Genomic DNA, 25,087 nt, shown 5'->3' with positions numbered 1-25,087 from the left:
GCTGCGGCCGAGGGAGGGGGCGGGCGTGGGCTGGACGGTCCTCTACATCGCGTTCGGGCTGGTGGCGCTGTGGCTGCTGGGCGAGGTGCTGCTTCAGTACAAGGCGCGGCTGCGCTGGCGCCTCCTCGCCTTCGCGGGATTCCTCGGCGTGGTCGTCGGGGTGCTGCTGGCCTCGGTTCCGGTCATCGTGGTCGGGGCGATCGCCTTCGCCACCGGCCAGACCTTCGTGACGCTGTCCTTCCGCCGCGGGTTCTCCACCGGCTGGGCGATAGGCGGCAGTCCGGGGGAGAGCCGCCGCCGCAAGCGCGGTGACCGGGCGGCCGTGACGCCGCCCACGCTGGAGGTCTCGGGCCTGGAGGTCGCCGACCCCGGCTACGACCGGCCCTCGGCGGCCCCCGCGGCGGAATCCGTCTACGAGCCGCAGCCGATGCCCGACGACACCGGCCAGTACGGCGTGTACGGGTCCACCGGCTACGACGGCGCCACCGGCCGGGAGGCGGACTCCCCGGCCCAGCCCCACTACGCCGCGTACGACCCGTCCATGGGCTACGACCAGCAGCCCGCCCCGGACCCGTACGCCGGAACGTACGACTACGGCACGGACCAGCAGAGCTACGCCGCCTACTCCGACCCGTACATCGGCACCACCAACCCCGGCCCCTCGTACGGCGGTTACCACGGCTACGGCACCGGCTACGACGGCCAGGGCGGGCAGATGGGCCAGGGCGGCCAGCAGAACTACGCCGACCCCTACGCCCAGGGCTACGACGCGGACGCGTACGGCACCGACACCCCGCCCGGGGGCGTCTGGGTCCCGCAGCAGCGCGACGCGGAGCGCTACCCCCCGATGCCTCCGGAGCAGCCCGCCCAGCCCGCGCCGTACGGAAACAACAGCAACAACAGCAACAACGGCAACAACGGTTACGACACCGGCCAGAACGAGCACTACCGCTACTGACCCGGCCGGGCACCGCTGCCGGGACCCGCTCCACCGGCAACGCCTCGCCCTGTCGGCACGGCCGCCCCGCCCGCCCCCCCCGGCACGCGACGGACAACGGCCGTCAGCTCACCACGACCCGCTCAACCACGAGCCGTTCAGCGCCAGCCGCCGTCCGCGAGCCGTTCAGCGCGAGCCGCGGAAGTCGTCGCCCTCCACGACGAGTCCGGCCACCAGCGTCCCCGACATCCCGGCGTGCGCGAGCCCGCCCCCCGGGTGCGCCCAGCCGCCCGCGAGATACAGGCCCGGCAGCCGGGTGCGGTTGCCCGGGTGCAGATACGCGCCCCCCGCCCCCGCCAGCGCGGGCGGCGGCACCGCGCCGCCCTCGGCCCCCGTCTCCGCCTCGGTCTCCGCGGGCGTCCGGATCTCCGTGTGCACGATCCGCTCCCGCAGCCGGGGGACGGCCGCCGCCGCCCGCTCGACCAAAACATCGGCGAACCGCTGCCGGATCCCCGCGTCCCTCCAGTCGACCGGACCTTGTGGGGCCACCGTCGCGGTGAGCGTCACCGCCTCGTGCTCCGCGTCCGGCCGGGTCGCCGGGTCGTCGGGCCGCAGCACCGTCACCGTGGGGTGTCCGGCGACCCGGCCCCCGAAGACCGCCTCCTGCTCCGCCGCCCCGTCCGCGCTGTGCACCACCGTCCGGTGTGCCGCGTCCGCCTCCCGGCCCCCGCGCAAGGACAGCAGCACCGAGAACCGGCCCGGCACCGGCCCCGCCCGGAGCGCCACGTCGTCCGCCGCCCACAGCGGCTGCCCCGGAACCAGCCCCGGGCGCGGCCGGACCCCCAGCACCACCCGGTCGGCCGCCGCGACCTCGCCGCCCGCCAGCTCCACGCCCGCCGCGCGGCCGTCCTTCTCCACGACCCGCACCACCTCGGCCCCGAAGACGAACTCCACCCGCCGGGCCAGGCACCGCTCGTACACCGCGCGGGCCAGCTCCCGCATCCCGCCCAGCACGTACCAGCTGCCGAAGGTCTGCTCCATGTAGGGCAGGAGCGCGGCGCTCGCGGGGGCGACGCGCGGGTCGAGACCGTAGGAGAGGGCGTATCCGTCGAGCAGGGCCGCCAGCCGCGGGTCCGCCAGCTCCTGGGCGCCGACCTCCGCGACGGTGCCCGCCTGCCGGACCCCGCGCAGCAGACGGCGTCGCCGCACCGCCGGATACGGGTCGCGCCCGAGCGCCTGGTGGTCCGCGCGCAGCGGCTCCTCCAGCAGCGGCCGCCGCGACCGGTCCCAGGCGTCCCGCGCCCGGTCCATGAAGTCGCTCCACCGCTCGCCGGCGCCCGCCCCGAGCGCCCCGTCCAGTGCCTCGGCGACCCCGGAGCGCGAGGCGTTGGGCAGGGACACCGCCGTGCCGTCGGCGAAGAGATGGCGGCTTGCCGGGTCGACCTGGGTCAGCCGGACGCACTGCTCCAGCGGCTCCTTGCCGGTCTTGACGAAGAGGTCGCGCTGCACGGCGGGCAGGTGCAGCAGCCCGGGGCCGGTGTCGAAGACGAAGCCCGCGTGGGCGTGGCGGCCGAGCGAGCCGCCGTAGCTCGCGGAGCGCTCGTAGACCGTCACCCTGTCGCCCGCGACGGCGAGCCGGGCGGCCGCCGTCATGGCGCCCGTCCCGGCGCCGATCACCGCAATTCGTGCCATGCCGGTGACTTTAGCGACCGGCACCGACAGCTCAGCCCGGAGGCCAGGGTCCACCGGTCCCGGCCAGGCGTTTCTCCTCGCGGCGCTGCGCCCGGCGGCGCAGGAAGCGGCGGATGCGCGAGGCCAGGAAGAGCACGACGACGATCCCCACGGCCAAGAGCACCGCCGCGACCACCGCGGCCGCGACCGGGTTGAACACGGCGAAGGTGATGACCCCCGCGACCCCGAGGTCCTCGGCGAGGCTCATCCCGATGTTGCTGAAGGGCTCGGGGGAGGTGTTGACAGCCATCCGCGTGCCCGCCTTCACCAGATGACTCATCAGCGCGGTGGACCCGCCGACGGCCCCGGCCGCCAGCTCCGGCAGCGAACCGCTCTCCCCGGCCATCAGCGCGGCCACCACCGCGCCGGCCACCGGCCGGATCACGGTGTGCGCGGTGTCCCAGACCGAGTCCACGTAGGGGACCTTGTCCGCGACCGCCTCGCAGAGGAACAGCACACCGGCCACGATCAGGACGTCGGTGCGCTGCAACGCGGCGGGCACCTCGTCGGAGACTCCGGTCGCGCCGAAGACACCGAGCAGCAGGACCACCGCGTAGGCGTTGATCCCGCTCGCCCAGCCGCTCGTGAACACCATGGGGAGTACGGACACGCAGGTGATCGTAACGACCCCGCGCCGCGGCGGGGCGCGGGCCGGGGAGCCCGGCTCTGAGTATCCGTACCTACGAGCACAGATGAGTAGCCGTGCGGATGGGCGCCCACCTGCGCGGACGGCAGAGTGGTGACCACGGGAGGGGCGCCGCGCCAGGACCGCCGGCACGGGGCGGCGGAACGGTGCGGCCCCCGCCGCAACGGGGGTGCGCGACGGAGACCCGGGGACCACGGGGGACATACGGGGTCACGGGGAACGGGTCTCCGCAGCACGGAAGACGCCGGTCCGATGGAGTTCACGGGGGACGCGAACTCCATCGGACCGGCGTCTTCGGCTTTCCCCGGCCCCCGACCCCGACCCCGGCCCCCGCCCCGGGGCTTCCGGATCCGCCGCCGGGCGCGCGGTCTCAGTGCCCGCTGACCCGCCCGTGCAGCAGCAGGGACAGCGCCGAGTGGACCTCGTCGATCGAGCGCTCCGGCTGGAACGCCTGCCAGTCCAGCGCCGCCACCAGCACCATGCCGACCAGGGCGGCGGCCGTCAGCGGGATGTCGATCTCCTCGCTCAGCTCACCGCTGCGCACCGCCTCCCGCAGCACGTCCTCCACGACGGCGACGGCCTCCTGACGCACCACCAGCAGGGTGGACTGCCAGGCGCGGTTGGTGCGCCACAGCTCGGCGACGTACAGCTGGGTGAAGGCCGGGTAGCGGTCGATGAAGTCGAGCCCGGCCCGGATCATCGCGTCCAGCGCCTCGACCCGGGTGCCGCCGCGTTCCGCGGACTCCTCGGCGGCGGTCCGCAGCGAGGCGGTGAGCAGCCCCACCCCGTGCCGCAGCAGCTCTTCGAAGAGTTCGGTCTTGCTCTTGAAGTTGTAGTAGACCGTGCCCTTGGCGACCCCGGCCCGTTCGGCGATCTCGTCCACGGTGGTCGTCGAGAAGCCCTTCTCGGCGATGAGGGTCACCGCCGCCTCATAGAGCTTCTGCCGGGTGGCCTGGCGGCGCGTCGTGCCACTGCTTTCCATGGCGTCGATTCTCCCAGGTGCCGGCGCGCTCACAGGCTCAGCTCCGGGTGCAGCCGGCTCAGACTCCACACCTGCTTGCGGCGCGCGGTGAACGCGGTCAGGGCGAGCGCGCCGACCGTGAAGGCCGCCAGCACCGCGCAGCCCAGCCACACCGGGGTGAGCGGACCGCCGGTGATCAGCCTGCGCAGCCCCTCGACGACGTATGTCATCGGGAGGTACGGGTGGACCGCGCCGAAGAAGCCGGGACTGGTCTGGACGGGGTAGGTGCCTCCGGCCGAGGTCAGCTGGAGCATCAGCACCACCAGTACCAGGATCCGCCCGGCCGCCCCGAAGCAGGCGTTGAGCCACTGCACGATCGCGGCGAAGCAGCACGTCACCAGGGCCAGGAAGCCGATGGTTCCGGCTGCGTGCGCCATCTGGAGGCCGAGGCCCCAGTGCAGGACGGCCATCAGGGCGCCCACCTGGAGGGTGCCGAGGGCGGCCACCGGCAGCCAGCCGGACAGGGCGATCCGCCACGAGGAGGCCCCGGCGGCGAGCGCGCGCCGGTTGAGCGGCTGGATCAGCATGTACGCCACCATCGCGCCGACCCACAGGGACAGCGGGATGAAGTAGGGGGCGAAGCCGGTGCCGTAATTGGGGGCCGCGTGCAGGGACTTGGAGGCCAGCTGCACCGGGTCGGCCATGACGCCGGTCCGCGCGTCGCGGTCCTTCTTGTCGTAGTCCGGGATCTTCGCCACGCCGTCGTTGAGGCCCTGGGCCAGCTCCGAGGAACCGTCGCCGAGCCGGAACAGCCCGCCGTCCAGGCTCTCCGCGCCGGTCTTCAGCTTGCCGACGCCGGTGTCCAGGTCGCTGGAGCCGGTCTGCGCGGTGCCGAGGCCGGTGTGCAGCGCCTGGGCGCCCTTGGCGACCTTCTGGGCACCGGTGTTGAGCTCGTTGACCTTGGCCACGGCCGCCGCCAGGTCGTCGTCCAGCGTCGGGGCGCGCTGGGCGAGCGCCTCGGCCTGCTTCTGGAAGGTGACCAGCTGGCCGCTCAGCTTTTTCAGGTCGCCGTTCTGGTCGGCGACCAGGGTGTTCACATCGGCGGCGATCTTCGCGACGTCCTCGGAGGTGACCTTGGCGCGCTCCAGCGGCGGGCAGGCCGTGGCGTCGGGCTCCGCGGCCTCCTCGCACCGCGTCCGGTGGATCTCCGCCAGCTCGTCGGCGGCCTTCCGGGCGCCGGTGGCCGCGGTGGGCGCGGTCCTCACCAGGGCGTCCAGGTTGTGCCGTACGGCCGCCGAGGTGTCGGCGACCAGCCGGGCGGTGTCCTGGAGGGACTTCCCGTTGTCCTTGAGGAACGGCCGCAGGTCCCCGGCGATCCCGTTCACCTTGTCGGCCAGGACCTGGGTCCCTCCGGCGACCTGCCGGGAGCCCGTGGCGAGGTCGCGGGAGCCCTGGTTCAGCTTGACGATCCCGTCGGACAGCTTCTTGCTGCCCGCCTTGGAGTCCTTGAGGCCGTTCGCGAGGTCCTCGGACCCCTTCTTGGCCTTCGATATGCCGCCCTTGAGGTCGTCGGCGCCCCGCGCCGCCTCGGCGGTCTTGTCGTGCAGACCGGAGAAGTTGATGAAGATGCGGTCCAGGAAGGACCGGGAGGCGTTCGTGGAGGCGGCTTTGCGCACCTCCCCGAAGACCGTTTTGGAGATCTGCCCGACGATGTAGTTGTTGGCGTCGTTCGTACGGACCTGGAGCGCGCCGGTCTCGGGGGAGTCCCCGCCGCTGGAGGCGATCTTCTCGCTGAAGTCGGACGGCATCGTCAGAGACAGGTAGTACCTGCCCTCCTCCACGCCCTCGCGGGCCTCGGCGGAGCCGACCTCGTGCCAGGCGAAGACCTTGGAGTCGAGCAGCTTCTCGCTGATCTCGTCGCCGGCGGCGACCCGCTCGCCGTCGTCGGTGGCGCCCTTGTCGTTGTTGACCAAGGCGACGGGCAGCTTGTCGAGCCTCCCGTAGGGGTCCCAGAAGGAGCACAGGTACAGGGCGCCGTAGAGCAGCGGCAGGAGCAGCAGGGCGACGAGCGCGGCGGCGGGCAGCCTGCCCCGGCCGAACCGCTTCAGCTCAAGCGCGGCCAGCTTCGGCGAACGCATCGGCCGTCTCCTCTTCGGTGGTGGGTTCCTGGGCGGCGGTGTCCCCGGTGGCGGGCGCGGTGCGCACGACCTGGGTGTTCTGCGGAGCCTCGCTGCACACGGCGAGCACGGTCGTCCCGGCCTCGGCCACGGAGCGCAGCAGCCCCCAGGCCTGGGCGCGTTCGGCGTCCGAGAGCTTGAGGTCGGTGTCGTCGACGGCCAGCAGGCGGGGCCTGCCGATGAGCGCCAGAGCCACGGACAGCCGCAGCGCCTCCAGGCGTTCGAGGTCCCTGACGGAGGTCCGCCCCGCCTTCGGCAGGGTGGCGGGGTCGAGCCCCGCGGCTTCGAGGGCCGCCTCGACCCGGGCCTCGGCGGTGGCCCGGCGCTCGGCGCGCGGGCGCAGCAGGGCGCGCGGTGAGGTGCCGTAGCGGCCCTGGAGGAGGGCGCGTTCGCCCAGGTGCTCGGCGACGGTGAAGGCGGGGTCGAGTTCGCTGACCATCGGGACCGGGCCCAGGGCGGCGATCCTCCGGACCGCGGCGGCCTGCCGCGGCAGCCGGAGCCCGCCGGTCTCCGCGTGTCCCTCGGTGGTGCGCATCCGGCCGGTCAGGGCGAGGAGGAGACAGGTGCGGCCCGTCCCCGAGGGCCCTTCGATCGCCACCAGCGCCCCTGGCTCGGCGCTGAACCCCACGTGCCGGAAGGCCCAGCCGCGCGGCCCCTTGAGTCCGAAGTCCTCGGCGCGTACCGCCGCGCCGTGCGGGCTCTCCACAGACCCTCCCCTAGTTGAACTGACCGGTCAGTTCAAAAAGGTAGCCCGAACGCGCACTCGAAAGCAAAGTGGCAGCTCAAAGTGGGTACACGGCCGATTGTCAGTGGTGGCCGCCACCATGGACACAGACGGCCATGGAGCCGTCACACGACGACAGGAGGTTCGTCATGGCCAGCTCGTCCGCAGCAGCCGCCCCGCGGCGCCGCGCAGTCAGCCCTGCCCCCTCACTGACCGGCGCCTCCAGTGATGTCCACCCCGTGCTGCGCCGCGCCTCCGCGCCGCCCGCCGCCCTCGATCTGCTCGCCAAGGCCCGCTCCGGCCTGGACGAGGCCGCCGCGCTCCCCGAGCCCAACGAGCGCTACGCCACCGCCCACCTCGCCGCCCTGCGCACCGCTGCGGCCGTGCTGGCCGCCCGTGGCCGCCCCGAGCCCCCCAAGCGCCGCCGCGAGCCCATCCGCAGCGCCTGGGAAGTCCTGCCGGAGACAGCCCCCGAGCTGACCGAGTGGAGCGCTCTGTTCGCCGCGGGCGCCGAGCGCCGGGCCCGCGCGGAGGCGGGCATGCCCGGGGCGGCCAGCGACCAGGACGCCGACGAACTGCTGCGCGACGCAGCCCTGTTCCTGCGCCTGGTGGAGCGGCTGCTGATGCTCCAGCCGGTCCTCCCGCAACCCCGGCAGGAGTCCCCCGGCGGCGGGTGAGCTGTCCGTCGGCGCGAGGCAATAGGGTGGTGACGCCCGCCCCACCACCCGCACTGTTCACGCCCCGCCGTCCCCGGCGGCACCGTGCCGAGGAGTCATCTGCCGTGTCGGAACAGCCGCGCCCCCGCGCCTCCCTGCGTACCGCCGTGGTCTGGGAGGTCCTCAAGGACGCTCTGGACCGACAGGCCGAGGCGGTCGGCAGGGATGCCCTGGACGTCCTGGACACCGGCGGCGGCACCGGCAACTTCGCGGTGCCCGTCGCCCGGCTCGGCCACCGGGTGACCGTCGTCGACCCCAGCCCCAACGCGCTCTTCGCCCTGGAGCGGCGCGCGGCGGAGGCCGGGGTCGCCGACCGGGTCCACGGGGTCCAGGGCGACATCCTCGGCCTGTTCGACGTCGTGGACCGCGACGGCTTCGACGCGGTGCTCTGCCACGGCGTCCTGGAGTACGCCGACGACCCCGCCGAGGGCGTACGCAACGCGGTCGACGCGCTGCGGGCCTCCGGCGCGCTCAGCCTGCTCGCCGCAGGGGTGGGCGGAGCCGTCCTCGCCCGCGCGCTCGCCGGTCACTTCACCGAGGCCCGCCACGCGCTCACCGACCCGGCGGGACGCTGGGGCGAGGGTGACCCGGTGCCCCGCCGGTTCACCGCCGAACAGCTCTCCGGCCTGGTCTCCGGCGCCGGTCTCGAGATCGGCGCGGTGCACGGCGTGCGGGTCTTCGCCGACCTGGTGCCCGGCGTCCTGGTGGACACCGAGCCCGGTGCTGTCGAGGCCCTTCTGAAGCTCGAAGCGGCCGTCGCCGAGCAGCCCGCGTTCCACTCCGTCGCCACCCAGCTGCACGTTCTGGGCGAGAAGCGGCGCTGATCAGCAACGCAAGCCGGGACGGAGTCCGGCTCAGGGCCCCCGTAAGGGTCGTACGCCCCGTATGATCGGGGGACACCATCCGGCATGACGGATCGGCTGTAGGGGAATCTACGCCTCAGCAGCCGAGCCGACGTGGCGGTCCGGACTGGCTGAAGGCTAGAGGGCGGGTTTCACGGGGGCGAATCCCTGCCTATCCTGGAAGGGCCGCATACCGGTCGCCCCCGCGGCCGACGACGAGGAGGATCCCGTGCCGCTCTCGGAGCACGAGCAGCGCATGCTCGAGCAGATGGAGCGAGCGCTGTACGCCGAAGATCCCAAGTTCGCGACAGCGCTTGAGGGAAGCGGGCTGCGTACGTACACCCGTAAAAGGGTCTACCAGGCGGTCGCTGGCTTCCTGGTGGGTATCGCGCTCCTCATGGCCGGAATGGTCGCCCAGCAGATCTGGATCAGCGTGGTGGGGTTCCTCGTCATGCTCGGCTGTGCCGTGCTCGCGGTCACCGGATGGCGTAAGGCGCCCAAACCCGGTGAACAGCAGCAGGCCGCCGCGGGTGGCGGGGAGAGCGGCGCGCGCCGCCGACCTAGACAACACCGGTCCGTGATGAACCGCATCGAGCAGCGGTGGCAGCGCCGCCGCGACGAACAGGGCCAGTAGTACGGCCTCGGGCCCCGCTCTCCGGGCGGGGCCGAGCTGACGGCCCGCCGCACGACACTGATGGCTGAGGGGCGCCCGCGTTTCTGCGGGCGCCCCTCAGCCGTGTGCGCCCTGGGGCCCGCCCGGTAGGCCGGGCCGGTCCCGCCCGGCCGTCGGCGGACGCGGCCCCGGCCCCGGTCCGGCACCGGTCCCGGACCCGGCCTCGGACGCGGAGCTTGGGCACGTCCGCGCTGCGGCGGCCTTCCGCGCCCGCCGTGGCCGACGGCGGGCGCGCCTCGCTGTCAGCCCTCGCAATCAGCCGTGCTGGCGCGAGAGGCGGCGCAGCCGGGCCGTCCAGCGGCCGTGCCCCGGACGGTTCACCCAGCGCTCCACGAGCGCCGTGCGACGGTCCGCGACCGCCCACACCACCCGGACGGAGGAGCGGGGCAGGAACATCGCGCGCAGCCGGGCCCCGCGGCCCGCCGACGCGCCCAGGCCCGCCCGTACCGCCAGGGCGTCCTCGGTCAGGCCGGACGCGGGACGCGGCTGCGGGGCGTACAGCACCTGCTCCACCGCGCCCGCGAGCCGGTGCACCGCTTCGGCGGCGGAGGTGTCGAGGCGGCCCAGCCGCACGATCCGCGCCGCTGCCTTGCGGGGCGTCAGCGACTCGTCGGGCGCGATGCCGTGATCCCAGGCCGTGTCGGTGACCTCCCGCCAGGCCGCCAGCGTCCGGTCGGCGGCGTCCGCGGGCGTCCGGCCCGCGGAGCCCAGCCGGCGGTTCCTCGTCCGCGTACGCCAGAGCAACGGCGCCAGGGGCAACGACAGCGCCAGGGCCACGCCGAGGACCACCAGCAGCACCGTGCCCGCCGGGGTGCCCCGGTCGGTCGGCGGTGCCGCGCCCGCCGACTCCGAGGGGCCGCACCCGCCTTCCTGGCGCAGCTGCGGCGGGCAGCTGCTGTCGGTGGTCGGGGCCTCGGTCGGCGCCTCGGAGGTGTCGGCCGAGGGCTGGGCCGGGTCGCTCGTGTCGTCCGTGGGGACCTGCGGCTGGGTGTACTCCGGAGCGGTGCCCCGGCTCGGGGTGGGCTCGAACCGGGTCCACCCCACCCCCTCGAAATACAGCTCGGGCCAGGCGTGCGCGTCGCGCAGCCCCACCGAGGTCGCCCCGTCCGCCTTGACCGTGCCCGGGGTGAAGCCCACCGCGACCCGGGCCGGAATGCCCAGCGTCCGGGCCATCGCGGCCATCGAGAACGAGAAGTGGACGCAGAAGCCCTCCTTGTCGCGGAGGAACCGGGCGATGGCCTGGGAGCCCGTGCCCGAGGTGACGGTCGTGTCGTAGGTGAAGCCGCCGTCCGAGGTGAACCAGTCCTGGAGCTTCACGGCCTGCTCGTAGGCGTTGCCCGAGCCCTCGGTGATCTTCTTCGCTGTCTCGGCCACCACACTCGGCAGCGAGTCGGGCACCTTGGTGTACTCCGCGGCCAGCTGCTCCGACGGCGGCCCGGCGGCGGCCAGCTGCTCCGCCGTCGGCTCGACGACCAGGCTGCCGACCTCGTAGCGCGCACCGCGGGTGGTCTGCCCGTCGTCGCCGACGAGGGTGCGGCCCTCCGGTTCGTACCGCCAGCGGCCCCCGACGCGGACCTCGCTCGCCGGGTAGGGGAGCGGCAGATAGGTCTGCTGGTACGAACGCGAGGCGGAGATGTTCGTCCGGATCTCGCTGACGGCGACATCCCCGCTGAGCCCGTTCGGCTGCGGGAGGCGGTCGGGAACGTCCGTCAACCGACGCGTGGAGGAGCGCCACTCACTGCCGTTGAACTCGTCCAGGGACAGGATCCGCAGATACATGCTCTGCGGGTCCTGGATGTTGCTGCGGTAGGTCATCACCTCCCGGTTCTCCGGCTGGTTGAGGTTGTTCTGCAACGACACCAGGGGGTTCACCGCGGAGATCGTGCCGCCCCCGCTGCCTTTGCCGCGCACGGGGCCGTCGCCGCTCAGCAGCCCGCTGTCCAGGGTGGGCAGGGCCAGCGGGACGGCCAAGGCGATACCGAGCGTCAGCACGCCGATCCGCCGTCCGGTGCGGACCGGTGAGGTCCCGCCGCCCGCCCCGGTCAGTCCGTCCGCCAGGCCGCCCGAGGAGCGTGAGGCGCCGCCGAAGACCCGCCCCCACTGGGAGAGCCGGTCCTTCCCCTCCGCGAGCAGGAGCAGCAGATAGCCGGAGGCGGCGAGGAGGAACCACGGCCAGCTCGCCCCGCCGTCGGAGAGCCCGGCCGCGACCGAGTAGAGGGCGAGCAGCGGCAGTCCGGCCGGCGCGGCGCTGCGGAAGGTGACCGCCAGGGCGTCCACCAGAAGCCCGATGAGCACCACTCCGCCGAGCATCATCAGCCGGATGCCGTCCGTCAGCGGGGCCGGGATGGCGTACGTGCCGATGTCCTCACCGCCCGCCACCAGCAGCTCGCCGAGCCGCATCACGGCCCCCGGCCCCGGCACCACCCCGGCCAGGGCGTGGTCCCGGGCGAACACCAGGGTCAGCAGCACCAGGGTGACCAGGACCTGGCAGGCGAGGGTCAGCGACCGCGCCAGCGGAACCCGGCGCGCGAGGGCGCCCACCCCGCTCTGCGCCCCGAGGAGCAGCGCCGCCTGCACCAGCCAGCCCACGCCCTCCACCAGCGGGACCAGGGCCCCCGCCGCCAGCAGCGTCGCCGCCCAGGCGCACAGCGTCAGCCGGGTCCGCCCGCTCATGACCATCCCCCCGCGAAACCTGTCGGACCGCCGCTCCCGGCGGACTGCGTATCCGTGCGCATCCGTCCCACCAGCTGCCACAGCGCCGTCAGCTCGGCACCCGGCTCCACCGCCACCGCGAGCCAGCCCGCCTCGCGCAGCTGCCGCAGCCGCTTCCCGGCCCCGGCCGCCCCTGGTTCGTCGCCCGCCCAGGCGGAACTGTCCAGGACGAAGGCGACCGCCGCCCCGGCCCGCTGCCGCATCCGGGCCGCGACCGCGGCCTGTTCCTCGTCGAGATCGCCGAAGAAGGCGATGAGCAGCCCCTCGTTGCCCCCGCGCAGCACGTCATGGGCGCGCGCCAAGCCCCCGCCCCCGGAGTGGCCGACGACCGCGAGGGTGTCGAGCATCAGGCCCGCCGAGTCCGCGGACTCCTGGGTCGAGCCCGCGAAGCCGCCCGCTCCTTCGCCGGGCACCACGTTCCCGTCGTCGGTGAGCAGCCGTACGGCGAAGCCGCGCTCCAGCATGTGCACCAAGGCGGACGCCGCCCCGGAGACCGCCCACTCGAACGCCGAGTCCGGCCCGGCCCCCTGATAGGCGACCTGCCGGGTGTCCAGCAGGACCGTGCACCTGGCCCGCTGCGGCTGCTCCTCGCGGCGCACCATCAGCTCGCCGTGGCGCGCGGTGGAGCGCCAGTGGACCCGGCGCAGGTCGTCACCGTGGCGGTAACCGCGCGGAATGATGTCGTCCTCACCGGCCAGCGCCAGCGAGCGCTGCCGTCCGTCTCCGTACCCGGAGGCCTCGCCCGCGAGTCGCAGGGCGGGCAGCGGCACCGTACGCGGGATGACGACGAGGGTGTCGTACGCGCTGAAGGAGCGGGTCAGCTCGCACATCCCGAACGGGTCGCTGAGCCGAAGCTGCAACGGGCCGAGCGGATAGCGGCCGCGCAGGTCGGAGCGGACCCGGTAGGACACCTCGCGCCGCCCGCCCGCCTCCACCCGGTCCAGCACGAAGCGGGGGCGCGGCCCCAGCACGTACGGCACGCGGTCCTGGAGCATCAGCAGGCCGGTGGGCAGCCGGGACACGTTGTCCATCCGCAGGTGCACCCGCGCCTCCGACCCGGCGGGCACCCGGGACGGCGAGAGCCGCCGGGTGGCCGTGACGCGGTAGCGGGTGCGGTAGAGCACCGTCACACAGACCAGGGGGAGCACGGCCAGCAGCAGCCCGACGCGCAGCAGGTCGCTCTGGCCCAGGACGTACGCGCAGACGGCGGCGGCCACCCCGGCGGCCAGGAACGCCCGCCCCCGGGTGGTCAGCCCGCCCAGAGCGGCCCGCAGGCCGCCCTTCCTGTCGCCGTCCTCCACGGCGCCGGGCTCCCCGGCCGCCATCACAGCCGCCGTGCCCCGGGCTGCTGCTGGTTGTACAGCGGGCGGCCCGGCTCGTGCGGACCCGGCGTCTGCGGCGGGGCGCCGCCCGCCGTGGCCGGGACCGGAGTGCGCTGGATGATGTCCAGGACCACCTGCTCCGCCGTGCGGCGGTTCAGCTGGGCCTGGGCGGTGGGCAGCAGCCGGTGCGCGAGCACCGGGGCGGCCAGGGCCTGGACGTCGTCCGGCAGGGCGTAGTCGCGTCCGCTGAGCGCGGCGGACGCCTTGGCGGCGCGCAGCAGGTGCAGGGTGGCCCGCGGGGAGGCCCCGAGCCTGAGGTCGGGGTGGCTGCGGGTGGCTCCGACCAGCTCCACCGCGTACCGCCTGACCGTGTCGGCCACGTGCACCGTCCGGACGGCGTCGATGAGCTTCACGATGTCGTGGGCGTGGGCCACCGGCTGGAGGTCGTCCAGCGGCGAGGGCCCGCCGTGCACGTCCAGCATCTGGAGCTCGGCGTCCGGGCTGGGGTAGCCGATGGACACCCGGGCCATGAAGCGGTCGCGCTGGGCCTCGGGCAGCGGGTAGGTGCCCTCCATCTCGACCGGGTTCTGGGTGGCCACCACCATGAACGGGTCCGGCAGCTCGTAGGTGTGGCCGTCGATGGTGACCTGGCGCTCCTCCATCGACTCCAGCAGCGCCGACTGCGTCTTCGGCGAGGCGCGGTTGATCTCGTCGCCGATCACGATCTGGGCGAAGATCGCGCCCGGCTTGAACTCGAAGTCCCGCCGCTGCTGATCGAAGATCGAGACGCCGGTGATGTCCGAGGGCAGCAGGTCGGGGGTGAACTGGATCCGTCGCACCGAACAGTCGATGGACCGGGCCAGCGCCTTGGCCAGCATGGTCTTGCCGACGCCGGGGACATCCTCGATGAGGAGATGTCCCTCGGCGAGCAGCACGGTCAGCGAAAGCCGTACGACCTCGGGCTTGCCCTCGATCACACCCTCCACCGACCTGCGCACCCGCTCCGCTGTGGTGGTCAGATCTGTGAGGCTCGCTCGGTCGTCATAGGTCGTCACCCGGCCCTCCTCGGCCCTTTGCGCAGGGACCGGCGCTTCCCGCCCGGCCACCGTGAAATCCGGACACCCTCCGGAAGGCCCGGAGGAGGTCACACCCGCATTCTTGTTGCCGTTACCGCTTCGTGTCACTCGCCTGTGGATAACTGGGTGTGAAAAGTCAGTGTCTGTCACGATTCCGGCGCCGCGCCGCGTGCGTGAGGTGGAGCGGAGGGCCGGGCAGACGCGGCGGAATCGTTCAGGACTCGGAGCGGATCTCGCGCAGCAGGCCGGTGGTCACGTCGAAGACGAACCCGCGCACGTCGTCGTTGTGCAGCAGGAACGGCGAGGTGCGGACCCGCTGCATGGACTGGCGTACGTCCTGGTCGGCGTCCGTGTAGGCCTCCACGGCCCAGGCCGGCCGCTGGCCCACCTCGCGCTCCAGGTCCTGGCGGAAGTCCTCGGTGAGGGACTCCAGGCCGCAGTTGGTGTGGTGGATGAGCACCACGCTGCGGGTGCCGAGCGCCCGCTGGCTGATGGTCAGCGAGCGGATGACGTCCTCCGTCACCACGCCGCCCGCGTTGCGGATGGTGTGGCAGTCGCCGAGTTCGAGGCCGAGCGCGGCGTGCAGGTCCAGACGGGCGTCCATGCAGGCGACCACGGCGACCTGGAGCACGGGGCGCGCGTCCATGCCCGGGTCGCGGAAGTCCTTCGCGTACTCGGCGTTCAGCGAGACGAGCCGGTCGGTGACCTGACCCCCCTCGTTGACCGCCGCGGTGGTCGGCGGCACGGACGGGGCGGGGGAGTGAGCGGGAGTCGACATGGCTATGACGTTAGCCTTCCGCCCTGGTGCGAACGGGCTGTGAGAGCGGACAAAGAACGACAACGAGGATTGTTGTGAGCTAACCCACAAGCCCCACGGGGCGCGCCCGTTCGGGTGAGATCGCCGCATCCGGACGGGTGGGACGACGCGCTGCCTGGTTCGTTGATCGCGAATCGATCGAGTGGCAGGGTGGACTAAAGTAACGCGAAGTCACCATCCCCCTTCCGTACCCACCCGCCCCGTCGCACCCCACCGCACCTCCCGCGCAGTCCGTTTTCCCCCCAGAGGTGCGGCGTACGTACGGCCCGGCCCTCTCCCGCTCCCGGCCGGCCGGCGCCCCTTCCCCGGCGCCGGCGGACCTCCCCTTCGGAGCGGGCGGGGACCAGGACGTACGTGCCGGCCGCGCGGGACAGAGCCTGAGAGGGCGCATTGAGCCAGACCCGACACGTCCCGGTGATGCTCCAGAGGTGTCTGGACCTGTTGGCCCCGGCTCTCCAGGACCCGGCCCACCCGGAGCCCGTGGTCGTCGACTGCACCCTCGGACTCGGCGGACACAGCGAAGCACTGCTGGAGGCCTTCCCCACCGCCCGGCTGGTCGCCCTGGACCGCGACAAGGAAGCGCTGCGCCTCTCCGGCGAACGGCTCGCCCCGTACGGAGAGCGGGCCACCCTCGTCCACGCGGTCTACGACGAACTGCCCGACGTCCTCGCACGCCTCGGCACCCCCCGGGTCCAGGGCGTGCTGTTCGACCTCGGCGTCTCCTCCATGCAACTCGACGAGGCCGACCGCGGATTCGCGTACGCCCAGGACGCCCCGCTCGACATGCGCATGGACCAGTCCACCGGCATCGGCGCCGCCGAGGTGCTCAACACCTACCCGGCGGGCGAACTGGTCCGCATCCTCCGGGCGTACGGCGAGGAGAAGCAGGCCAAGCGGATCGTCTCAGCCGTCGTGCGCGAGCGCGACAAGGAGCCCTTCAGCAACAGCGCCCGGCTCGTCGAGCTGATCCGCGACGCGCTGCCGCAGGCCGCCAAGCGCACCGGGGGCAACCCCGCCAAGCGGACCTTCCAGGCCCTGCGCATCGAGGTCAACGGCGAACTGGGCGTCCTGGAACGGGCCGTCCCGGCGGCCGTGGACAGCCTCGCCGTCGGCGGCCGCATCGCCGTGCTGTCCTACCACTCGCTGGAGGACCGGCTGGTCAAGCAGGTCTTCGCGGCGGGCGCCGCCAACACCGCCCCGCCCGGACTCCCCGTCGTCCCCGAGCGCTACCAGCCCCGGCTGAAGCTGCTCACCCGGGGCGCGGAGCTGCCCACCGAGGAGGAGGTCGCCGAGAACCGGCGCGCCGCCCCCGCCCGGCTGCGGGGCGCCCAGCGCATCCGCGAGGAGGAGCGGTGAGCGCCGCCCGCCGCGCGACGGATAGCGGCCCGGTGGCCGGTCCCAGGGGAGCGGCGCGGTGAGCGAACCGGCCGCACCGCTGAAAGGGCGGCTCGGGCGGCTCGCCCGGCTGATGCCGTCCACCGGGCCCAGCACCGCGGCCCGCACGCCCTTCGTCCTGCTGGTCGTCCTGCTGCTGGGCGGCGGGCTCATCGCCCTGCTCCTGCTGAACTCCGCGCTCAACGAAGGATCGTTCCGGCTCAGCGAGCTGAAGCGGGAGACCACCGAACTCACCGACGAGCAGCAGGCCCTCCAGCGCGACGTCGACGGCCGCTCCCAGCCCGACGCCCTGGAGCGCCGCGCCCGGCAGCTGGGCATGGTCCCCGGCGGCAACCCCGCCTTCCTCAACCCGGACGGCACGGTCCGCGGTGTTCCCACCGAGGCCACCGCCCCGCCGCCCAGCCCGAGCCCCACCCCCACGCCGAGCCCCAGCGCGTCGGCCGACGAGACTCCGGCCCCGGACGCCTCCGGGTCCGACGCCCCGTCCGCCGACGCCGCCTCCGGAGCGGTGGCCGGACCCTCCGGCTCCGCGTCGGCCTCCGAGCCCCCGCCCACAACGTCCGCGCCCGCGACCGCGCCGGACTCCGCGACCGCCCCCCGGGCCGAGAGCGGCCCGCCCCCGACCAGCCCCGGCAGGTGACGCAGTGCCGCCCAAGGAACCGCCGCGCCGCCGTGTACCCGGCCCGGCCCGCCCCCGTAACGGAGCGAACGGCTCCGGCCGGTCCCCCCGCTCCGGCGCACGCCCCCCGGCCCGCCGCCCCCGGCCCACCCAACGGCGCCCCGCCGCACGCGGCCGCGCGCCCCGGACCCTGCGGCTGGGCAGCCCGCGCCCCCGGCTCCGGCTGGTCAGCCTCGGGCTGACGCTGGTGATGCTGGCCTTCGTGGCCCGGCTGCTCCAGGTCCAGGCCGTCGACGCCAGCGCGTACGCGGCCAAGGCCGAGAAGAACCGCTACCTGGAGTACACGGTCGCCGCCGAGCGCGGCGAGATCACCGACCGCAGGGGCATCGCGCTCGCCACCAGCGTCGACGCGCACAACATCACCGCCGACCCCAAGCTGTTCACGCCCGAGGACAGCAAGGCCCCCGACGCCCCCCAGCAGGCGGCCGCCCTGCTCGCCCCGATCCTGGACAAGGACGCGGACGAGCTGGCCAAGAAGCTCTCCACCCCCAAGAGCCGCTACACCGTGCTGGCCTACCGGCAGACCCCCCAGGTCTGGAAGCAGATCAAGGACCTCAAGGCCGCGTTCGCCGAGAAGGCCGACGAGGACCGGGCGAAGGGCGGACCGGGAGCCAACGTCCTGGCCGGGGTCCTCCAGGAGCCGACCACCAGGCGGGTCTACCCCAACGGGGACCTCGCCGCCGGGATACTGGGATTCGTCAGCGCCGACGGCAAGGGCGGCGGAGGTCTGGAGTCGCAGCTCGACAAGGAACTCGCGGGCGAGGACGGCAAGATCCGCTACGCGCAGGCGGGCGGCCGCCGCGTGCCGACCGCGGGCACCCGCGAGATCCCGGCCGTACCCGGCTCCGACATCGAGCTGACCATCGACCGCGACATCCAGTGGGCCGCGCAGAAGGCCATCAGCGACCAGGTGGAGAAGTCCAAGGCGGACCGCGGTTACGTCATCGTGCAGAACACCCGGACCGGCGAGCTGCTGGCCATGGCGAACGCCCCCGGCTACGACCCCAACGACCTCTCCGAGGCCACCTCCGCGTCCCTGGGCAACGCCGCCCTCCAGGACGTCTACGAGCCCGGCTCCACCAGCAAGGTCATGTCGATCGCCGCCGTGCTGGAGGAGGGGGCCGCCACCCCCGGCACCCATGTCACCGTCCCCAACCGGCTGCACCGGGGCGACCGGCTCTTCAAGGACGACGTCGACCACCCCACCTGGTACCTCACGCTCAACGGCGTCCTCGCCAAGTCCAGCAACATCGGCACCATCCTGGCGACCGGTCAGCTCGGCAAGAACCAGGCCGAGTCCAACCAGGTGCTCTACGACTACCTCCGCAAGTTCGGCCTCGGCAAGAAGACCGGGCTCGGCTACCCGGGGGAGTCGCCGGGTCTGCTGGCCCACCCCAAGGACTGGTCGACCTCGCAGCAGTTCACGATCCCCTTCGGCCAGGGGCTCTCCATGAACGCCGTCCAGGCCGCGTCGGTCTACTCCACCGTCGCCAACGGCGGAGTACGGGTCGCCCCCACCCTGGTCCGCGGAACCAAGGGCTCCGACGGCCGCTTCACCCCGGTCGAGACCCCCGAGGAGAACCGGGTGGTCAGCGAGAAGACCGCCAAGACCCTGGCGAGGATGCTGGAGTCCGTCGTCGACGACACCGAGGGCACCGGCACCAAGGCCGCGATCCCCGGCTACCGGGTCGCGGGCAAGACCGGCACCGCCAACCGGGTCGACCCGGTCCGCGGCGTCTACCAGGGCTACACCGCCTCCTTCGCGGGCTTCGCCCCCGCCGACAACCCGCAGATCACCGTGTACTGCGCGATCCAGAACCCCACCAGGGGCAGCTACTTCGGCGGTCAGATCTGCGGCCCGATCTACAAGCAGGTCATGGAGTTCGCGCTCAAGTCGCTCCAGACCCCACCGTCCGGCAGCAAGCCGCCCCGGCTGCCGGTGTCCTTCAAACCCGGCGAGTGAACACGGGGATGCGCGAGCATCCCCTCCAAGGGAACCCTCAGTGACAACCATCACCCCCGATCCCGGGAACCGGAACGACAACCACCGCAACGCGGGTCCCTCGCTTCGCGAGACGCCGCACCGGCCCGGTACGCTCACCGCCGTGCCCCACGCTGATCAGTCCCAAACCACCCAGAAGGACGCGCCTGTGACCTACCCGGGAGCGCCTCGCCCCGACCGGCTCCGGCCCACCCCCCTCGGCGAGCTGGCCGGCCGGCACGGCATCGAGGCACCGGCCTCCGGTGAGGCCACCGGCATCACCCACGACTCCCGGGCCGTGCGACCCGGGGACGTGTACGCCGCCCTGCCCGGCGCCCGGTTCCACGGCGCCGACTTCGCCGCCCAGGCCGCGGGCCTCGGCGCCGCCGCCGTCCTCACCGACCCCGCGGGCGCCGAACGCGCCGCCGCCACCGGACTTCCGGTCCTGGTCACCGAGGACCCGCGCGCCGTCATGGGCGAGCTGGCCGCCGACATCTACGGGCGGCCCGGCATCGGCCTCCTCCAGATCGGCATCACCGGAACCTCCGGCAAGACCACCACCGCGTACCTGGTGGAGGGCGGACTGCGCGCCGCCGGACGCGCCACCGGGCTGATCGGCACCGTCGAGATGCGCATCGGCGACGAGCGCATCAAGTCCGAGCGCACCACCCCCGAGGCCACCGACCTCCAGGCCCTGTTCGCCGTCATGCGCGAACGCGGCGTCGAGGCCGTCGCGATGGAGGTCTCCAGCCACGCCCTGGTGCTCGGCCGGGTCGACGGCTGCGTCTTCGACGTCGCCGTCTTCAACAACCTCAGCCCGGAGCACATGGAGTTCCACTCCGGCATGGAGGACTACTTCCAGGCCAAGGCCCAGCTCTTCACCCCCGAACGCAGCCACCGCGGCGTGGTCAACTTCGACGACGAGTACGGCCGCAGGCTCATCACCGAGTCCGGCGTCCCCGTCACCACCTTCTCCGCCGAGGGCCACCCGGACGCCGACTGGCACGCCGAGGACGTCGAGGTCGGACCGCAGGACAGCACCTTCACCGCGGTCGGCCCCAAGGGCGAGCGGATCACCGCCCGCGCCCCGCTGCCCGGCCCGTTCAACGTCGCCAACTCCCTCGCCGCGATCGTCACGCTGGCCGTCGCGGGCGTCGACCCGCAGATCGCCGCCGACGGTGTCGCCGCCGTCCCCGGGGTCCCCGGCCGGCTGGAGCGGGTGGACGCCGGACAGCCCTACCTCGCCGTCGTCGACTACGCCCACAAGACCGATGCCGTCGAGTCCGTCCTGCGCTCCCTGCGCAAGGTCACCGAGGGCCGGGTGCACATCGTCCTCGGCTGCGGCGGCGACCGCGACACCACCAAACGCGGCCCGATGGGCGCCGCCGCCGCCCGCCTCGCCGACACCGCCGTACTGACCTCCGACAACCCCCGCTCCGAGGACCCCCTCGCGATCCTCGCCGCGATGCTCTCGGGCGCCGCCGAGGTCCCCGTCCACGAGCGCGGCGACGTCCTCGTCGACGCCGACCGCGCCGCCGCCATCGCGGCCGCCGTGGCCCGCGCCGAACCGGGCGACACCGTCCTGGTGGCGGGCAAGGGCCACGAACAGGGCCAGGACGTCCACGGAGTGATCCGGGCCTTCGACGACCGCGAGGTCCTGTACGCCGCCATCGAGCGGTCCCGGCGCACCGAAGCCGCGGACCGTGTCCCGCACCACGAGAACAACAGTCAGGGATGACCAAGTGATCACCCTTTCCCTCGCCGAGATCGCGGACATCGTCGGCGGGCGGCCCCACGACATACCGGACCCGGCAGTCACCGTGACCGGCCCCGTCGTCATCGACTCCCGCGAGGTCGCGCCCGGCAGCCTGTTCGCCGCGTTCGCGGGCGAGCGGGTCGACGGCCACGACTACGCGCGGCGCGCCGTCGAGGCGGGGGCGGCAGCCGTCCTGGCCGCACGCCCCGTCGGCGTCCCGGCGATCGTGGTGGACGACGTCGTCGCCGCCCTCGGCGCGCTCGCCCGTACCGTCGTGGAGCGCCTCGGCACCAGCGTCGTCGGCCTCACCGGCTCCGCGGGCAAGACGTCCACCAAGGACCTGATCGCCCAGCTCCTGGAGCGCAAGGCCCCCACGGTCTGGACGCCCGGCTCCCTCAACAACGAGATCGGACTGCCTCTCACCGCCCTGACCGCCACCTCCGAGACCGAACACCTGGTCCTGGAGATGGGCGCCCGCGGCATCGGCCACATCCGCTACCTCGCCGAGCTGACCCCGCCCCGCATCGGCCTGGTCCTCAATGTCGGCTCCGCCCACCTCGGCGAGTTCGGCAGCCGGGAGGCCATCGCCCAGGCCAAGGGCGAGCTGGTCGAGGTGCTGCCCGAGGACGGCTGCGCCGTGCTCAACGCGGACGACCCGCTGGTACGGGCCATGGCCTCCCGTACCAAGGCCCGCGTGCTGCTCTTCGGGGAGGCCCCGGAAGCGGACGTACGGGGCGAGAAGGTCCGGATGACCGCGGACGGCAGGCCCGCGTTCGTGCTTCACACACCCACCGGGTACAGCGACGTGACCTTGCGCCTGTACGGTGAGCACCACGTGTCGAACGCGCTCGCCGCGGCCGCCGTCGCCCATGAGTTGGGCATGTCCGTGACCGAGATCGCCGAGGCGCTCTCGGAGGCGGGCACCCTCTCCCGCTGGCGCATGGAGGTCACCGAGCGCGGGGACGGTGTGACGGTGGTCAACGACGCCTACAACGCGAACCCCGAATCCATGAGAGCCGCACTGCGTGCGCTGGCCGCCATGGGCCAGGCCCGAGCGGCCGACGGGGGGCGCACCTGGGCGGTGCTCGGTCAGATGGCCGAGCTCGGTGACGCGTCGCTCGCCGAGCACGACGCGGTCGGGCGGCTCGCCGTCCGGCTCAACGTCAGCAAGCTCGTCGCGGTCGGGGGCAGAGAGGCCTCCTGGCTGCAACTGGGCGCATATAACGAGGGTTCGTGGGGTGAGGAGTCGGTGCACGTGTCCGACGCACAGGCGGCCGTCGACCTGCTGCGCAGTGAACTGCGCCCGGGAGACGTCGTGCTGGTGAAGGCGTCCCGGTCGGTCGGCCTGGAGAAGGTCGCCCAGGCACTGCTGGAGAGCTCGACCGAGGGCGAGGTCTCCGGCCGATGAACCAGATCCTCTTCGCGGGGGCCATCGGGCTCTTCCTGACCCTGGTCGGTACCCCGCTGCTGATCAAGCTGCTGGCCCGCAAGGGCTACGGGCAGTTCATCCGGGACGACGGCCCGCGTACCCACGGCAGCAAGAAGGGCACGCCCACGATGGGCGGCATCGCCTTCATCCTGGCGACGCTCATCGCGTACGTCCTCGCGAAGATCATCACGGGCGAGCAGATGCGCTTCTCCGGCATCCTCGTCCTGTTCCTGATGGCCGGGATGGGCCTCGTCGGCTTCCTCGACGACTACATCAAGATCGTCAAGCAGCGGTCGCTCGGACTGCGGGCCAAGGCGAAGATGGCCGGACAGCTGATCGTCGGCGTCGCCTTCGCCGTCCTCTCGCTCCAGTTCGCGGACTCCCGGGGCAACACCCCCGCCTCCACCCGGCTCTCCTTCGTGGAGGACTTCGGCTGGTCGATCGGACCGGTGCTGTTCTGCGTCTGGGCACTGTTCATGATCCTCGCCATGTCCAACGGCGTGAACCTCACCGACGGCCTCGACGGACTGGCCACCGGCGCCTCGGTGATGGTCTTCGGCGCCTACACCTTCATCGGCCTCTGGCAGTTCCAGGAGTCCTGCGCCAACGCGGACAAGCTGACCAACCCCAGCGCCTGTTTCGAGGTACGCGACCCACTCGACCTCGCCGTCGTCGCCGCCGCGCTGATGGGCGCCTGCTTCGGCTTCCTGTGGTGGAACACCTCGCCCGCCAAGATCTTCATGGGCGACACCGGCTCGCTGGCCCTCGGCGGCGCCCTCGCGGGGCTCGCCATCCTCTCCCGCACCGAGTTCCTGCTCGCCATCCTCGGCGGCCTCTTCGTGATGATCACCATGTCCGTGGTCATCCAGGTCGGTTCGTTCAAGATGACCGGGAAGCGGGTCTTCCGCATGGCGCCGCTCCAGCACCACTTCGAACTCAAGGGGTGGTCCGAAGTCCTCGTCGTGGTCCGCTTCTGGATCATCCAGGGCATGTGCGTGATCGTCGGACTCGGCCTCTTCTACGCGGGATGGGCAGCCAAGAAGTGAGCAGCGTGGACTGGCAGGGCAAGCACGTCACCGTCGCCGGGCTCGGCGTCAGCGGTATCCCCGCGGCCCGCGCCCTGCACGAGCGCGGCGCGGTCGTCACCGTCGTCAACGACGGCGACGACGAGCGCGCCCGCGCGCAGGCGGCCGAACTGGAGGCGCTCGGCGTCACCGTGCGCCTCGGCGACGGCGCCACCCTGCCGCCGTCCACGGAACTCGTCGTCACCGCCCCGGGCTGGCAGCCGGACAAGCCGCTGTTCCTGGCCGCCGCCGAGGCGGGCGTCGACATCTGGGGCGACGTCGAACTCGCCTGGCGGCTGCGGGGCACCGACGGGCGCGAGCCCGCGCCCTGGCTGGCCGTCACCGGAACCAACGGCAAGACCACCACCGTACGGATGCTCGCCTCCATCCTGGAGGCCGCGGGCCTGCGCACCGCGGCCGTCGGCAACATCGGCGTATCGCTGCTGGACGCCGTGCTCGGCGAGCAGGAGTACGACGTGCTCGCCGTCGAGCTCTCCAGCTACCAGCTGCACTGGGCCTCCTCCCCGCGCGCCCACTCCGGCGCCGTCCTGAACCTGGCCCCCGACCACCTGGACTGGCACGGCTCGATGACGGCGTACGCCGCCGACAAGGGCCGGGTCTACGAGGGCAACACCGTCGCGTGCGTCTACAACGTCGCCGACCCGGCCACCGAGGACCTGGTCCGCGCGGCCGACGTCGAGGAGGGCTGCCGGGCCATCGGCTTCACTCTCGGGGCCCCCGGCCCCTCGCAGCTCGGCGTCGTCGACGGCATCCTCGTCGACCGGGCGTTCGTCCCCGACCGCCACCAGCAGGCGCAGGAGCTGGCGGAGGTCACCGACGTCCACCCGCCGGCACCGCACAACATCGCCAACGCGCTGGCCGCCGCCGCCCTGGCCCGCGCCTTCGGCGTCGGGGCGGCCGCCGTACGCGACGGGCTGCGGGCCTTCCGCCCGGACGCCCACCGCATCGAACACGTCGCGGACATCGGGGAGGTGGCCTACGTCGATGACTCCAAGGCCACCAACACCCATGCCGCCGAAGCCTCGCTGGCCGCCTACGACTCCGTCGTCTGGATCGCCGGGGGCCTGGCCAAGGGCGCGACCTTCGACGCCCTGGTCACCGGCGCGGCCAAGCGGCTGCGCGGAGCCGTGCTGATGGGCGCCGACCGGGCCCTGATCCGGGAAGCCCTGACGCGACACGCCCCCGAGGTCCCGGTGGTCGAGCTCGACCGCACCGACACTGGAGCGATGTCCGAGGCGGTCGCGCGGGCAGCCGCGCTCGCCCGGCCGGGCGATACGGTACTGCTGGCCCCGGCCTGTGCCTCGATGGACATGTTCGTCAACTACAACAAGCGCGGCGAGGCGTTCGCGGACGCCGTCCGCGCGCGCGCCGACGAGAGCGCCTGACCGACCGGGCCTCCGCGCCCGGGGCCGCGCGCCCCGGGCACGA

20 protein-coding genes are annotated in these 25,087 nt (G+C 73.3%); 11 read left to right on the top strand and 9 right to left on the bottom strand.

All coding sequences use genetic code 11. From position 1 onward, the window contains the following. Positions 1–25 precede the first annotated feature (25 nt). Positions 26–958: a hypothetical protein gene (locus ACIRRU_RS17960; RefSeq protein WP_403681394.1), complete on the top strand. Its 933-nt coding sequence runs from the start codon at positions 26–28 to the stop codon at positions 956–958. Positions 959–1,123: 165 nt separating this feature from the next. Here the strand turns inward: ACIRRU_RS17960 and ACIRRU_RS17955 are convergent, their stop codons facing one another. From ACIRRU_RS17955 to ACIRRU_RS17935, 5 genes are all read right to left on the bottom strand, one after another. Continuing rightward, positions 1,124–2,629 carry a phytoene desaturase family protein gene (locus ACIRRU_RS17955; RefSeq protein WP_403681392.1) on the bottom strand — a complete coding sequence of 502 codons (1,506 nt, stop codon included), beginning with the start codon at positions 2,627–2,629 and terminating at the stop codon, positions 1,124–1,126. Between the two features lie 31 nt (positions 2,630–2,660). Continuing rightward, entirely contained in the window at positions 2,661–3,278 is a 618-nt protein-coding gene (locus ACIRRU_RS17950) for a DUF4126 domain-containing protein (RefSeq protein WP_403681389.1), read from the bottom strand. A gap of 406 nt (positions 3,279–3,684) precedes the next feature. Continuing rightward, positions 3,685–4,296, bottom strand: coding sequence for a TetR/AcrR family transcriptional regulator (locus tag ACIRRU_RS17945; protein WP_403681386.1), 612 nt, complete (start codon positions 4,294–4,296; stop codon positions 3,685–3,687). Positions 4,297–4,325: 29 nt separating this feature from the next. Beyond that, positions 4,326–6,413: a YhgE/Pip family protein gene (locus tag ACIRRU_RS17940; protein ID WP_403681384.1), complete on the bottom strand. Its 2,088-nt coding sequence runs from the start codon at positions 6,411–6,413 to the stop codon at positions 4,326–4,328. Continuing rightward, the gene (locus ACIRRU_RS17935; protein ID WP_403681382.1) at positions 6,385–7,158 is read right to left on the bottom strand and encodes an ATP-binding cassette domain-containing protein; all 774 of its coding nucleotides are present in this window, start codon (positions 7,156–7,158) and stop codon (positions 6,385–6,387) included. Before ACIRRU_RS17935 ends, ACIRRU_RS17940 begins: the two co-directional genes overlap by 29 nt. Positions 7,159–7,325: 167 nt before the next feature. Between ACIRRU_RS17935 and ACIRRU_RS17930 the strand changes: the two genes are divergently transcribed. From ACIRRU_RS17930 to ACIRRU_RS17920, 3 genes are all read left to right on the top strand, one after another. Continuing rightward, entirely contained in the window at positions 7,326–7,853 is a 528-nt protein-coding gene (locus ACIRRU_RS17930; protein WP_403681380.1) for an SAV_6107 family HEPN domain-containing protein, read from the top strand. A gap of 104 nt (positions 7,854–7,957) precedes the next feature. Continuing rightward, positions 7,958–8,716: a methyltransferase gene (locus tag ACIRRU_RS17925; protein WP_403681377.1), complete on the top strand. Its 759-nt coding sequence runs from the start codon at positions 7,958–7,960 to the stop codon at positions 8,714–8,716. A gap of 247 nt (positions 8,717–8,963) precedes the next feature. Continuing rightward, positions 8,964–9,368, top strand: coding sequence for a DUF3040 domain-containing protein (locus tag ACIRRU_RS17920; RefSeq protein ID WP_363204448.1), 405 nt, complete (start codon positions 8,964–8,966; stop codon positions 9,366–9,368). 294 nt (positions 9,369–9,662) lie between these two features. On the opposite strand, the gene ACIRRU_RS17915 is transcribed toward ACIRRU_RS17920, so the two are convergent. From ACIRRU_RS17915 to ACIRRU_RS17900, 4 genes are all read right to left on the bottom strand, one after another. Continuing rightward, on the bottom strand, positions 9,663–12,080 hold the full coding sequence (locus ACIRRU_RS17915) for a DUF3488 and DUF4129 domain-containing transglutaminase family protein (RefSeq protein ID WP_403681374.1): 2,418 nt from the start codon (positions 12,078–12,080) through the stop codon (positions 9,663–9,665). After that, positions 12,077–13,444, bottom strand: coding sequence for a DUF58 domain-containing protein (locus ACIRRU_RS17910; RefSeq protein WP_403681372.1), 1,368 nt, complete (start codon positions 13,442–13,444; stop codon positions 12,077–12,079). The genes ACIRRU_RS17915 and ACIRRU_RS17910 overlap by 4 nt, the downstream gene beginning before the upstream one ends. Continuing rightward, positions 13,444–14,496 (bottom strand): AAA family ATPase, encoded by a 1,053-nt coding sequence (locus ACIRRU_RS17905; RefSeq protein WP_403681369.1) that lies wholly within the window; start codon positions 14,494–14,496, stop codon positions 13,444–13,446. Before ACIRRU_RS17905 ends, ACIRRU_RS17910 begins: the two co-directional genes overlap by 1 nt. Before the next feature lie 235 nt (positions 14,497–14,731). Further along, the gene (locus tag ACIRRU_RS17900) at positions 14,732–15,295 is read right to left on the bottom strand and encodes a beta-class carbonic anhydrase (RefSeq protein ID WP_403681368.1); all 564 of its coding nucleotides are present in this window, start codon (positions 15,293–15,295) and stop codon (positions 14,732–14,734) included. A 429-nt stretch (positions 15,296–15,724) separates the two neighbouring features. On the opposite strand from ACIRRU_RS17900, the gene rsmH reads away from it, so the two are divergent. Genes rsmH through murD form a run of 7 tightly spaced genes read left to right on the top strand, consistent with a single transcriptional unit; the run spans position 15,725 to position 25,044 of the window. Continuing rightward, positions 15,725–16,690: a 16S rRNA (cytosine(1402)-N(4))-methyltransferase RsmH gene (gene rsmH, locus ACIRRU_RS17895; protein WP_363204443.1), complete on the top strand. Its 966-nt coding sequence runs from the start codon at positions 15,725–15,727 to the stop codon at positions 16,688–16,690. 58 nt (positions 16,691–16,748) lie between these two features. Beyond that, positions 16,749–17,369, top strand: a complete 621-nt coding sequence (locus ACIRRU_RS17890) for a septum formation initiator (protein WP_403681365.1) — start codon at positions 16,749–16,751, stop codon at positions 17,367–17,369. A 4-nt stretch (positions 17,370–17,373) separates the two neighbouring features. Beyond that, entirely contained in the window at positions 17,374–19,371 is a 1,998-nt protein-coding gene (locus tag ACIRRU_RS17885; protein ID WP_403681362.1) for a peptidoglycan D,D-transpeptidase FtsI family protein, read from the top strand. A gap of 40 nt (positions 19,372–19,411) precedes the next feature. Continuing rightward, entirely contained in the window at positions 19,412–21,127 is a 1,716-nt protein-coding gene (locus ACIRRU_RS17880) for a UDP-N-acetylmuramoyl-L-alanyl-D-glutamate--2,6-diaminopimelate ligase (RefSeq protein ID WP_363204440.1), read from the top strand. 4 nt (positions 21,128–21,131) lie between these two features. Then, entirely contained in the window at positions 21,132–22,553 is a 1,422-nt protein-coding gene (gene murF / locus ACIRRU_RS17875) for a UDP-N-acetylmuramoyl-tripeptide--D-alanyl-D-alanine ligase (protein WP_363204439.1), read from the top strand. Further along, positions 22,550–23,620 (top strand): phospho-N-acetylmuramoyl-pentapeptide-transferase, encoded by a 1,071-nt coding sequence (gene mraY / locus ACIRRU_RS17870; protein WP_363204438.1) that lies wholly within the window; start codon positions 22,550–22,552, stop codon positions 23,618–23,620. Before murF ends, mraY begins: the two co-directional genes overlap by 4 nt. Then, a complete protein-coding gene (gene murD, locus ACIRRU_RS17865; protein WP_403681358.1) occupies positions 23,602–25,044 on the top strand; it encodes a UDP-N-acetylmuramoyl-L-alanine--D-glutamate ligase in 1,443 nt (480 codons plus the stop codon). Before mraY ends, murD begins: the two co-directional genes overlap by 19 nt. Positions 25,045–25,087 lie beyond the last annotated feature (43 nt).

Origin of the sequence: Streptomyces sp. NPDC101181, assembly GCF_044767975.1 — a bacterium.
GTDB lineage: Bacteria > Actinomycetota > Actinomycetes > Streptomycetales > Streptomycetaceae > Streptomyces.
This window is presented reverse-complemented; position numbering and strand designations above follow the sequence as displayed.

Bases quoted from the DNA above. Each gene is read 5' to 3' on its own strand.
- ACIRRU_RS17955 (WP_403681392.1), bottom strand. From the start codon at position 2,629: ATGGCACGAATTGCGGTGATCGGCGCCGGGACGGGCGCCATGACGGCG.
- ACIRRU_RS17945 (WP_403681386.1), bottom strand. From the start codon at position 4,296: ATGGAAAGCAGTGGCACGACGCGCCGCCAGGCCACCCGGCAGAAGCTC.
- ACIRRU_RS17940 (WP_403681384.1), bottom strand. From the start codon at position 6,413: ATGCGTTCGCCGAAGCTGGCCGCGCTTGAGCTGAAGCGGTTCGGCCGG.
- ACIRRU_RS17930 (WP_403681380.1), top strand. From the start codon at position 7,326: ATGGCCAGCTCGTCCGCAGCAGCCGCCCCGCGGCGCCGCGCAGTCAGC.
- ACIRRU_RS17915 (WP_403681374.1), bottom strand. From the start codon at position 12,080: ATGAGCGGGCGGACCCGGCTGACGCTGTGCGCCTGGGCGGCGACGCTG.
- ACIRRU_RS17910 (WP_403681372.1), bottom strand. From the start codon at position 13,444: ATGGCGGCCGGGGAGCCCGGCGCCGTGGAGGACGGCGACAGGAAGGGC.
- ACIRRU_RS17900 (WP_403681368.1), bottom strand. From the start codon at position 15,295: ATGTCGACTCCCGCTCACTCCCCCGCCCCGTCCGTGCCGCCGACCACC.
- mraY (WP_363204438.1), top strand. From the start codon at position 22,550: ATGAACCAGATCCTCTTCGCGGGGGCCATCGGGCTCTTCCTGACCCTG.
- murD (WP_403681358.1), top strand. From the start codon at position 23,602: ATGGGCAGCCAAGAAGTGAGCAGCGTGGACTGGCAGGGCAAGCACGTC.